General features: G+C 65.2%; 10 protein-coding genes, 1 tRNA gene and 1 pseudogene. 10 read left to right on the top strand and 2 right to left on the bottom strand.

The genetic code is table 11. From position 1 onward, the window contains the following. Nucleotides 1-1,170: pseudogene (locus AC1DFE_RS23415) on the bottom strand (pyruvate dehydrogenase (acetyl-transferring), homodimeric type); the annotation flags it as partial. Between the two features lie 341 nt (nucleotides 1,171-1,511). On the opposite strand from AC1DFE_RS23415, the gene AC1DFE_RS23410 reads away from it, so the two are divergent. The 7 genes from AC1DFE_RS23410 (at nucleotide 1,512) to AC1DFE_RS23380 (ending at nucleotide 6,598) form a co-directional block, all read left to right on the top strand. Continuing rightward, nucleotides 1,512-1,931 (top strand): DUF3052 domain-containing protein, encoded by a 420-nt coding sequence (locus AC1DFE_RS23410; protein ID WP_190602328.1) that lies wholly within the window; start codon nucleotides 1,512-1,514, stop codon nucleotides 1,929-1,931. After that, on the top strand, nucleotides 1,928-2,431 hold the full coding sequence (locus AC1DFE_RS23405) for a peroxiredoxin (RefSeq protein WP_476908228.1): 504 nt from the start codon (nucleotides 1,928-1,930) through the stop codon (nucleotides 2,429-2,431). The genes AC1DFE_RS23410 and AC1DFE_RS23405 overlap by 4 nt, the downstream gene beginning before the upstream one ends. Nucleotides 2,432-2,447: 16 nt before the next feature. Further along, nucleotides 2,448-3,377, top strand: coding sequence for an NAD-dependent protein deacetylase (locus tag AC1DFE_RS23400; protein ID WP_476908227.1), 930 nt, complete (start codon nucleotides 2,448-2,450; stop codon nucleotides 3,375-3,377). An 80-nt stretch (nucleotides 3,378-3,457) separates the two neighbouring features. Continuing rightward, nucleotides 3,458-3,533 (top strand) — tRNA-Val (locus AC1DFE_RS23395). Nucleotides 3,534-3,654: 121 nt separating this feature from the next. Further along, on the top strand, nucleotides 3,655-3,975 hold the full coding sequence (locus AC1DFE_RS23390; RefSeq protein ID WP_476908226.1) for a hypothetical protein: 321 nt from the start codon (nucleotides 3,655-3,657) through the stop codon (nucleotides 3,973-3,975). A gap of 347 nt (nucleotides 3,976-4,322) precedes the next feature. Further along, nucleotides 4,323-5,120, top strand: a complete 798-nt coding sequence (locus tag AC1DFE_RS23385; protein WP_476908225.1) for an IclR family transcriptional regulator — start codon at nucleotides 4,323-4,325, stop codon at nucleotides 5,118-5,120. A 128-nt stretch (nucleotides 5,121-5,248) separates the two neighbouring features. Further along, entirely contained in the window at nucleotides 5,249-6,598 is a 1,350-nt protein-coding gene (locus tag AC1DFE_RS23380) for an MFS transporter (protein WP_476908224.1), read from the top strand. A 212-nt stretch (nucleotides 6,599-6,810) separates the two neighbouring features. Here the strand turns inward: AC1DFE_RS23380 and AC1DFE_RS23375 are convergent, their stop codons facing one another. Beyond that, nucleotides 6,811-7,875, bottom strand: coding sequence for a D-2-hydroxyacid dehydrogenase (locus AC1DFE_RS23375; protein WP_476908223.1), 1,065 nt, complete (start codon nucleotides 7,873-7,875; stop codon nucleotides 6,811-6,813). Nucleotides 7,876-7,955: 80 nt separating this feature from the next. Between AC1DFE_RS23375 and AC1DFE_RS23370 the strand changes: the two genes are divergently transcribed. The 3 genes from AC1DFE_RS23370 to AC1DFE_RS23360 form a co-directional block, all read left to right on the top strand. Then, nucleotides 7,956-8,885, top strand: coding sequence for an NAD(P)-dependent oxidoreductase (locus AC1DFE_RS23370; protein ID WP_476908222.1), 930 nt, complete (start codon nucleotides 7,956-7,958; stop codon nucleotides 8,883-8,885). Beyond that, nucleotides 8,882-9,652 carry an SDR family oxidoreductase gene (locus AC1DFE_RS23365; RefSeq protein ID WP_476908221.1) on the top strand — a complete coding sequence of 257 codons (771 nt, stop codon included), beginning with the start codon at nucleotides 8,882-8,884 and terminating at the stop codon, nucleotides 9,650-9,652. Before AC1DFE_RS23370 ends, AC1DFE_RS23365 begins: the two co-directional genes overlap by 4 nt. After that, nucleotides 9,652-10,274, top strand: a 623-nt coding sequence (locus AC1DFE_RS23360; RefSeq protein WP_476908220.1) for an alcohol dehydrogenase catalytic domain-containing protein, incomplete at its 3' end; no start/stop codon positions are given. The genes AC1DFE_RS23365 and AC1DFE_RS23360, both read left to right, overlap by 1 nt.

The raw sequence follows: 10,274 nt of genomic DNA, 5'->3' as shown, positions 1-10,274 counted from the left end.
TCGAGGGTGAGTTTTTTCATCTGGTGGGTGGCGTTGCGGCCTTCGAAGTGCGGGCCCAGGCCGTAGCCCTTGACCGTTTTGGCCAGGATCACGGTGGGTTTGCCCTTGAATTCGGTCGCGGCCTTGTACGCGGCGTAGACCTTGCGGTAGTCGTGCCCACCGCGCTTGAGGTTCCAGATCTCGTCATCGGASAGGTCCGCGACGAGGTCCTTGGTCTGCGGGGTTTTCCCGAAGAAGTGTTCGCGGACGAACCCGCCGGATTCGGCCTTGTAGGTCTGGTAGTCCCCGTCCGGGGTTTCGTTCATGATCTTTACCAGCGACCCGTCGGTGTCGCGGGTGAGCAGGTCATCCCATTCCCGGCCCCAGACGACCTTGATCACGTTCCAGCCCGCGCCGCGGAAGAACGCCTCGAGTTCCTGCATGATCTTGCCGTTGCCGCGCACCGGGCCGTCCAGGCGCTGGAGGTTGCAGTTGATCACGAAGTTCAGGTTGTCCAGGTTCTCGTTCGCGGCGAGCTGGAGCAGGCCGCGGGATTCGGGCTCGTCCATTTCCCCGTCACCCAGGAACGCCCAGACCTGCTGGTCCGAGGTGTCTTTCAGGCCGCGGTTGTGCAGGTACCGGTTGGACTGGGCCTGGTAGATCGCRTTCATCGGGCCGATGCCCATCGACACGGTCGGGAATTCCCAGAAGTGCGGCATCAGCCGCGGGTGCGGGTAGGAGGAGAGCGCGTGGCCTTCCTTGGACTTTTCCTGCCGGAACCCGTCCAGGTCCTCCTCCGAGAGCCGGCCCTCCATGAACGCCCGGGCGTACATGCCCGGGGACGCATGGCCCTGGAAGAACACCTGGTCCCCGCCGCCGGGGGCGTCCTTGCCSCGGAAGAAGTGGTTGAACCCGACCTCGTACAGGGTCGCGGCGCCGGCGTAGGTGGAGATGTGCCCGCCCACCCCGATCTCGGGCCGCTGCGCCCGGTGCACCATCACCGCGGCGTTCCAGCGGCATGATGTATTGGGCACGCTCCGTGCCCTGTTCCCTGATCAGCGCGTCCAGGGACTCAACCCACTCGGCGGTCTCTTCCGGATCACGATCAGGCAGCTGGTTAGTCAACCCGCTGAGGATATGGGAGGTATCTTCTCCTGCAGCCACGTCCAACCTCTCTTTGCGCGCATTCATCGGCGCACTCAGGTCCGGCAGGGTAGCTGCCCGGCGTGAACGCGTCGTGTGCGTCATATCGGTAACGACAGCCCGGTCATGTGCGCCGGGCAGGGTTCTATCTCGTGTGTATGACTGCCAATTAGTCCGGGGCGGTCGCCCCAAAAGGCATAGTTGTCAACAGTCACTGTAGCTCTGACGGCTTCCGGATGCGTAGCCGCGCTTGAACCGCCTGCCCTATTTGACCGTCATACTTGTTGTGTGACGCACAATAAGCCGCACCGCGGCGCACGTAGCTTGAAGCACACGCCCAAAGGGTGTTGGCTTGGAGTAATCGAAATCACTAGGCACAGGAGGAACACGTGAGCGAGGCCGACGCCGCCACTTCGGTAAATGTGGCGGAAAAATTGGGTTTCAAGGACGGGGATCTGATTCAGGAGTTCGGTTACGACGACGACGTCGATCTCGACTTGCGTGATGACATAGAGGATCTGACGGGGTCAGAGCTTCTGGATGAGGATGATCACGACGTCGTGGACGCCGTGATCTTCTGGTGGCGGGACGGAGACGGCGACCTCGTTGACACCCTGGTCGACTCGCTTACGACGCTCACCGAGGGCGGGGTCGTGTGGGTCCTTACGCCCAAGTCCGGCCGTCCCGGATATGTTTCGCCCTCCGACATCCAGGACGCTGCGCCCACCGCCGGGCTGCACTGCACCACGTCCGCGGGCGTCTCCAAGGACTGGAGCGCCACGCGCCTGGTGACCAGGAAGAACAAGTGACGGGACAGGCCGCCGTCGCATCGGTGGACCTTGCCGGTGTGCCCGCAGTAGGGCAGCAGGCGCCCGATTTCACACTCGCGAACCAGTTCGGCGAGCCTGTCCGGCTCTCCGATTTCCGCGGACGCAACGTGGTGGTTATTTTCTATCCCTTCGCGTTCTCCGGCATCTGCACAGGCGAGCTCTGTGAGATCAGGGACAATCTGGCCGTGTTCGAATACACCGACACCGAGGTGCTGGCGGTCTCGGTGGACAGCAAGTTCGCCCTACGGGCGTATGCCGAGCAGGAAGGCTACGGCTTCAGTCTGCTGGCCGACTTCTGGCCGCACGGCGCCGTCGCCCGGGAGTTCGGCGTGTTCGACGAGGAAAGCGGAATGGCGCGGCGCGGCACGTTCATCATCGACGCCGGCGGAACCGTCCGCTACGTCGTCGTGAATCCTCGGGGCCAGGCTCGTGACCTCGCCGAATACCGGCGCGTCCTGGCAGAACTGGCCCAGGGCTAAGCGTCAGGGCCAACCCATGGATCAGCGGGGGACCGGCACCGGCCTGACAGGGTTCGCAAGCTTGCCGCCCGCCCCGCGCAGCGAGTCATCGGCCGGCGAACTCGAGGCGCTGGGCGGGATCCGGGACGTGCTCGCCGGGCTGCCGCTGGCCCTTCTGACCGGGGCAGGTCTCAGCACGGACTCCGGCATCCCGGATTACCGCGGACCCGACTCGCCCCCGCGCTCACCCATGACCTATCAGGAGTTTGTTGGAGACGCCGGCAACCGGCAGCGCTACTGGGCGCGTAACCACATTGGCTGGTCCCACCTCAGGCGGGCCAGCCCCAATCCCGGTCATGCCGCCGCCGCCGTCCTTGAGCAGCGCGGGCTCCTGACCGGCCTGATCACCCAGAACGTGGACCGCCTTCACGAGGACGCGGGCAGCATTAATGTCGTGGACCTTCACGGACGCTTCGACCAAGTGGTTTGCCTGGACTGCCGCCGCACATACTCGAGGCAGCTGCTCGCCGGGGTCCTGGAGGAGCTGAACCCGGACTTCCTGGACCACGCCACCAAATCCGGTCTCGTCGAGATGGCCCCCGATGCAGACGCCACGGTTGAGGACATGCGCCTGATCCGCGGCTTCGTGGTGGCCCGCTGCCCTGCGTGCGGCGGCGTCCTCAAGCCTGATTTTGTTTATTTCGGCGAAAACGTCCCCAAGGACCGTGTGGAGCGGGCCTACGCAATGGTGGATGAGGCGGGGGCCCTCCTTGTTGCAGGGTCCTCACTCAGCGTCATGAGCGGGCTGCGGTTTGTCCGTCACGCCGCCAAGCAGGGCAAACCCGTCGTCATTATCAACCGCGGACAGACGCGGGGGGACGAGCTGGCCACCATCAAGCTTGAGGCCGGGGTCAGCCAATCGCTCGCCTGGCTGGCGGAGGAGCTGCCTCCGGTCCCTGCGGCCTGACCGATTAGCGTTTGCGGGCAGTGTTCGGGTAGAGTCTATGTTCGTTGGTTGGAGCGCTTCGGTGCGAAAAGCCACTGTTTGGGTCTTTAGCTCAGCTGGTAGAGCGCCACGTTTACACCGTGGATGTCATCGGTTCGATCCCGGTAGGACCCACCACTACACCCCGCTTGATCGTAGCCCTTGAGCTAAGATCAGGCGGGGTTTTTGTTTGCCGGCGCAGACGTATCCGGAAACCGCTCCCGGGAAAAATGTCGGTGCCCGGCCATAGCCTGCGGGCATGGAACACGTACTTGTGAAAACCGCAGCCGACGGGCAGCCGGGGGCTGTCATCCGCGGCGGGCAGGAATGGATGGTAGGCGCCGAACCGCTGCGTTGGTTTGAACGCGTCAACTGGTGGGAAGCGGAACGCCGGATGCCGCTGGGACTCAGCCGCGTCGACGTCGAAGTCTGGCGGCTTCAGACCCGATTGGGTCGTAACGCGGGATCGGCCCTGACCACTATGGAGATCGTCCGGGACGGACTTGGCGGCGGATGGAGGCTGCGGAGCGCTGTGGCAGACAACAGTTGCACGGACAACAGTGTGGCGAACGCGGCCTGACGATGACCTGAGCGCAGAAAGGCCCGCAATCTTGAAGGCCACGAACCTAAAAGCCCCTGGAATTGGATAAGCCTTCCACCGCGACTATTGGGGGATGCCGCGGTGGAAGGCTTGCAGTTGAATATACCGTGAACTTTCGGAAACACGAAACTCATGACAGGAAACTCATGACAGCGTGCCTCCGGCGCTCCGTTGGCGTAAGGGCGCAGTATGCCTTCAGCAGCAGACGCCCAGCCAGTATGATGGTAGGTGTTCAGTTGACTGGACACCTTGGCATTGTCGCCGATGTTCGCGCGCGATGCAGTCTGCCGACCCCGCTGTCCGAGCGCGTACCGAAAGGGAGAATCATGGCCGATTCCCGCACATCCAAGCCCAGTGACGGACTGGGCAGCGCGTCTCCGGCGCCGGCCGTTACCAGGGCCGCGGCCGTGCTGGAGTCGCTTGCAGCATCGGCCACTGGCCGGCTTACGCTTAGTGACCTCGCCCGGGACCTCGGGATTCCGAAGTCTTCCACCTCGAACCTCCTGCTGGCCCTCGAGGACGCCAGGCTGATCAGCAGGCAGGGGGCCGAGTACACCCTGGGACGCAAGCTCGTTGAATTGGGCGCCGCCTATCTGAGCCGGCTTGACGAAGTCCAGGAGTTCTACCGGTTCTGCGAACAGGCGCCCACGCTGTCCGGTGAGACGGTGCGCATTGCCATGCTGGACGGCGCCAGCGTCATCTACCTGGCGCGCTACGAGGGTCATCCGGCCGTCCGCCTTACGTCCAATATTGGTGACAAGATGCCGGTTTCCCTCTGCGCCGTCGGCAAGGCACTCATCGCCAGGCTTCATGACCACGACATCGATGCGATGTTCGCCGACGACGCGGAGCTTCCCGTGCTGACGCCCAAATCACTGCGCACCGGTGCTGAGCTCAAGGCCCAACTGGCGGAGATTCGCCAGCAGGGTTATGCGTTTGAGGACGAGGAGTCCACCACGGGCGTGGTCTGCCTCGCGGTGACTGTGCCCACCCGCGGAGCGCATGGCCCGAGCCTGGGCCTGTCCGTTACCGCACTGAAGGCGACCTATTCGCAGGAGCAGGGCGCGCAGATGGTTAAAGAGCTGAATGAGCTGGCGAGGTCCCTCGGCAACCCCATGGGCTAACGGATCCCCCGAGGCTATTGGCTAGCTGTTCATCATGTTGTACTCTGTTCAACATAGTGACCGACGCAATGAAGGTGTCACTACTCACCAGGCCAACGGGGGCCTGGAGTGTCTTTGAGGGAGTGCTAGTGACAACTCGTACTGATTCACCGCTGGCTGATGCGGACGGCGCCGTCGTCGAACCGGAACAGCTGCGAAGGGCAACACTTGCCAGCTCCGTTGGCTCCGCTCTGGAGTACTACGACTTCTACATCTACGGCCTGGCTTCGGCCCTCATCTTCGGCCCACTGTTCTTTAAGCCGCTCGGCGAGGAGGGTGCGCTGATCGCCTCATTCGCCACCTATGGTGTGGGCTTCGCCGCCCGCCCGTTCGGCGGCATCGTCTTTGGCTACATCGGAGACCGGTTCGGCCGGAAAATGGTGCTGATCCTGACCATCGGGCTGATGGGAACCGCCAGCTTTGCCATCGGTCTGCTGCCGACGTTCGAGCAGGCAGGAATGCTCGGCGCGGTGCTCCTGGTGATCCTCCGGATCGTCCAGGGCCTCGGTGCCGGCGCGGAGCAGGCCGGCGCCACGACGCTGATCTCCGAAGTGGCCCCGCCACGCCGTCGTGGTTTCTTTGCCTCCCTGCCCTTCGTGGGGATCCAGCTGGGCACCCTCCTGGGCGCCGGCACCTTCGCTCTCATCGCCACGGCCAACAAGGCCGTCCTCGAAGGCTGGCTCTGGCGCGTGCCCTTCCTGGCCAGTGTGATCCTCATCGCCATTGCGGTGTTCATCCGCCTGCGGCTCAAGGAAACCCCGGTGTTCCAGGAGCTGGAGAAGCACAAGAACGTCGTCAAGAACCCGGTGGGCCAGCTCTGGAAGCACTCCAGGAAGAACGTCCTGGTGGGCATCGGCCTGCGCATGGGTGAGAACGGCAATTCCTCCATCTATTCGGCGCTTCTGGTGGCGTTCCTGGCAGCCCCGGCGGGCATTTTCCCCGGCGACAAGTTCATCGGCCCGGTGGGCCTCCTCATCGCGGCGGGTTTTGCCGCCGTCATGGTGGTCACCTTCGGTGCGCTGTCCGACCGCTTCGGCCGCGTCCCCATCTACCGCTACGGCGCCCTGTTCCAGGCTGTCATCGCCTTCCCGGCGTTCTACCTCGTGACCCTCGGCAACGTGACCCTGGTGTGGGCTGTCATGGTGGTTGGCATCGCCCTCGGCGTGCAGTCCATGCTGGGACCGCAGTGCCCCCTGCTGCCTGAACTGTTTGGATCGCAGTACCGGTTCACGGGTGTCGCCATGGCCCGCGAACTCTCGGCCGTGCTCGCGGGCGGCCTGGTTCCGCTCGTGGGAGCGGCACTGCTCGCGGCCACAGGCTACTCCTGGCTGGTCCTGGCCATCTACTCGCTGGTCCTTGCCTTGATCTCCTTCGTGAGCACCTTCTTCACGCCGGAAACCAAGGGCCGCGACCTCGTGGCTATCGAGGACGCCCGCTAGCAGCCGCACGCTAAGAACGCACAGCGCGAACGTACACTTGCGGCCCATCCCCACGCGGGGTGGGCCGCAAGTGTACGTTCGCGCCTTGGGTTGGGCCTGAAGTGTCCCTTCCGCCTGGCGGGGGCGCAGGGGGCAGCAGAAGAGCCGGGCAGCCCTGCGGCTGCCCGGCTCTTCGGTGTTTCCCCTGCAGGTGTGTCCTGCCCGGGGGCGGTTTAGTAAAAGTGGACCGTATCGACGAGGTGGGGAAGTTCGCCGCCGTCGAGGAACGTCCTGAGGTTGCTGCAGAAGCGCTCTGCGATCAGGCGGTTCTCGGCAGCGCTCAGGGCCGAGGTGTGCGGCGACACCATGACGCGCGGGTGGTTCCACAGCGGGCTGTCCTGCGGCAGCGGCTCGACGGCGAACACGTCCAGGCAGGCGTAGGCCACCTGACCGCTCTCCAGGGCCTCGAGCAGCGCGTCCTCGTCCACCACGGTTCCTCGGCCGACGTTCACGAACACCGTGCCGGGCTTCATGGCCGCGAAGACCTCGCGGCTGAAAAGCCTCTCCGTGTAGGGAGTGCCCGGGAGGGTGTTCACCACGGCGTCGGCTGAGGCGAGGAGGCCGGCCAAGCCGCTGTTGTCCGCCACTTTCTCGATGCCGTCGATCGGCTCCACGGAACGCTTGGTGCCGCTGACCTTCATGCCGAGGGCGCGGGCGATGCGGGCGGTTTCCAGTCCGATCTCCCCGAGCCCCGTGACCACCAGCGAGGAGCCGTTGACCAGCCGGGTGGGTGTCCGCAGTTCCGGCCAAACCCTGGCGGCCTGGTCCTGCGCCAGCTCGGCTGTCCTCTTGAAGCCGTTGAGGATACCCAGTGCGGCAAACTCGGCAAGCGGCAGGGCGTGCACGCCTGCGGACGTGGTCACCTTGAATTTGTTGAGGGTTTCGGCGTCGAGCCCGGAGGCTTTGACTGCGCCGCCGGCCCCTGCCGCCATGGCGTGGATCCACTGCAGGCGCGGGTTTTCCCTGGCGATCCGCGCCAGGCCGGACGGGCTTTCGTTCGGAAAGCCATACAGCACGTCGGCCTTGCCCAGCATCTCCCAGTAGCGCTCCTCCTGTTCAGGCGTGCGCTTGAAGTCGGGGTCGCCGGCGTGGTCAGCGGGGAACCGTTCGGGCGGTAGCAGATCGGGTTCGTAGAGAACGGTCACGGAGGGATCTATGGCGCGGATGCGTTCCACGAACTCGGCTTCGAGCGGGACGGCGATCGCGACGGTGGTTTCAGTCGTCATGCTGTTCATCATACTGAATAGGGGCTAGAATACTGAACAGATTTCCTAGGATTGACCACGATTGACCACAACGAAGTGAGGTTCCGCTGCAGATGAATATACAGAGAGCAGGCTTCGTGGGCCTGGGCCTGATGGGGGCGCCGATGGCGGCGAACCTCGCACGGAAGGGCTGGGCAGTAACGGCGTGGAACCGGTCTCCCGCCGCGCTGGCGGATTTCCGCCAGCTCGGAGGATCGGCGGCAGATAGCGTGGAGCAACTCAGGGACGAGCCGGTGATCATCTTTATGCTGCCGGACCTCGCCTACATTGAGGACGCGGCCTCCGGATTGCTCGCCAGCTGGCAGTCATCACCGCCGGCGGCGGGCACCGCCGTGGTGGTCATGAGCAGCGTTTCCCCCACCGCAGTCAAGGCTTTCGGGCGCCAGGTCCAGGATGCCAGTTCAGGCAATGCCGTGGCGGTGGACGCGCCGGTCAGCGGCGGGACGAAGGGTGCCATGGAGGGCACCCTGGCCATCATGGCCGGAGCAGACCACGACGCCGACTTCCGCCGCCTGCTCCCGCTCTTCGAAGCCATGGGCACCACCGTGCGGCTGCTGGGCCCGCTCGGTGCCGGATCGCTCGCAAAGGCATGCAATCAGCTGGTGGTGGGAACCACGACGGCGGCCCTCGCCGAGGCGGCCGAGCTGGCCGAGCGGTCGGGCGTCGACGTTGCGGCCCTCTACGAGGTGCTGTCCGGCGGCCTCGCCGGAAGCCGGGTCCTGGAGCAGGTGGGCCCGCGGCTTGCCGCGAAGGACTACACCCCCACCGGCCCGGCTAAGTTCATGCACAAGGATTTGTCCTTCGTGGTGGAGTCGGCCGACGCCACCGGAGCTGCCGTCCCGATGGCACGGGCCGGCGTCGAACTTTATGCCGAACTGAAGCGTCAGGGCCTGGGGGACCAGGACCTGGCCGTCGTGCGGCAAACCATTTCAAACCTCAGCAGGACGGGCGCCGTGAGCGCCGCAGAAGGGACCCATTCATGACTTCATTTTTTGATTTGACCGGGCGTGTTGCCTTGGTGACTGGTTCGAGCCGGGGGATTGGTAATGCGTTGGCTCGGGCGTTGGCTGATGCGGGCGCCACGGTGGTGCTGAACGGTGTGAATGCTGAGCGGTTGAAGGCGGCGGAGGCGGCGATGGCCGCGGGGTATGCGCCGGGCCGGGTGCATGGTGTGGTGTTTGATGTCACGGATGATGCTGCTGCCGCGGCGGGGGTGGCGTGGGTGGAGGAGCATGTGGGGCCGTTGGAGATCCTGGTGAACAATGCCGGGATCCAGCACCGGGTGCCGATGCTGGATTTGGACGTGTTGGACTGGGAGCGGGTGATCTCCACGGACCTGACCAGCGCGTTCCTGGTGGGGAGGGAGGCGGCCCGGCACATGATCCCGCGCGGTCACGGGAAGATCATCAATATCTGTTCGGTGCAGACGGACCTGGCCCGGCCCACGATCGCCCCGTATGTGGCGGCGAAGGGCGGGTTGCGGAACCTGACCCGGGCGATGACGGCTGAGTGGGCGGGGGCGGGGTTGCAGATCAACGGGATCGCGCCGGGGTATATCCATACCGAGATGACGCAGAACCTGGTGGATGATGAGCAGTTTAATGCCTGGATCCTGGGCCGGACCCCGGCGGCGCGGTGGGGCACGGTGCAGGATCTGGCGGGCCCGGCGGTGTGGCTGGCCTCGTCCGGGTCTGATTTTGTGAACGGGCAGACGATCTTTATCGACGGCGGAATGACGGTGGTGGTCTGATGACACACACAGCAGCAACAGCAACAGACGCTTCAGCAGAACTCCCGGCGTCGGGCCCGGCGGTGGTCGCGCACGGCAAGGGGGATCTGCGGATCGACGAGGTCCCGCTGAAGGCACCGGCACCGGATGAGGCCGTGGTGGAGGTGCTGTATGGCGGGATTTGCGGGTCGGACCTGCATTACTGGCTGCACGGCGCGGCGGGCGAGTCGATCCTGAAGGCACCGTTGGTGCTGGGGCATGAGATTTCCGGGCGGGTCGTCAGGCCCGCGGCCAACGGTGCCGGCCCGGCCGCGGGGACCCCGGTGGCGGTGCATCCGGCCACCCCGGGACCTGGGACTGGTCCTGACGCTCCCCGGTACCCGTTGGGGCGGCCGAACCTGTCGCCGGGGTGCACGTACCTGGGTTCCGCGGCGAGGTATCCGCACACGGACGGGGCGTTCAGCCGGTACGTGAACCTGCCGGTCCGGATGCTGCGGGCCCTGCCCGGGACCCTGGATTTGCGGACGGCGGCGTTGATCGAACCGGCGTCGGTGGCCTGGCATGCGGTGTCAAGGGCCGGGGACGTGGCGGGCAAAACCGCGCTGGTGATCGGCAGTGGCCCGATCGGGGCGTTGGCGGTCGC

It is taken from the genome of Arthrobacter sp. 05T423 (assembly GCF_056396245.1).
This window is presented reverse-complemented; position numbering and strand designations above follow the sequence as displayed.

What these genes read in the sequence shown, in the direction of transcription:
- AC1DFE_RS23400 (WP_476908227.1), top strand. Translation starts at nt 2,448, where the DNA reads ATGGATCAGCGGGGGACCGGCACCGGCCTGACAGGGTTCGCAAGCTTG.
- AC1DFE_RS23390 (WP_476908226.1), top strand. Translation starts at nt 3,655, where the DNA reads ATGGAACACGTACTTGTGAAAACCGCAGCCGACGGGCAGCCGGGGGCT.
- AC1DFE_RS23385 (WP_476908225.1), top strand. Translation starts at nt 4,323, where the DNA reads ATGGCCGATTCCCGCACATCCAAGCCCAGTGACGGACTGGGCAGCGCG.
- AC1DFE_RS23375 (WP_476908223.1), bottom strand. Translation starts at nt 7,875, where the DNA reads ATGATGAACAGCATGACGACTGAAACCACCGTCGCGATCGCCGTCCCG.
- AC1DFE_RS23370 (WP_476908222.1), top strand. Translation starts at nt 7,956, where the DNA reads ATGAATATACAGAGAGCAGGCTTCGTGGGCCTGGGCCTGATGGGGGCG.
- AC1DFE_RS23365 (WP_476908221.1), top strand. Translation starts at nt 8,882, where the DNA reads ATGACTTCATTTTTTGATTTGACCGGGCGTGTTGCCTTGGTGACTGGT.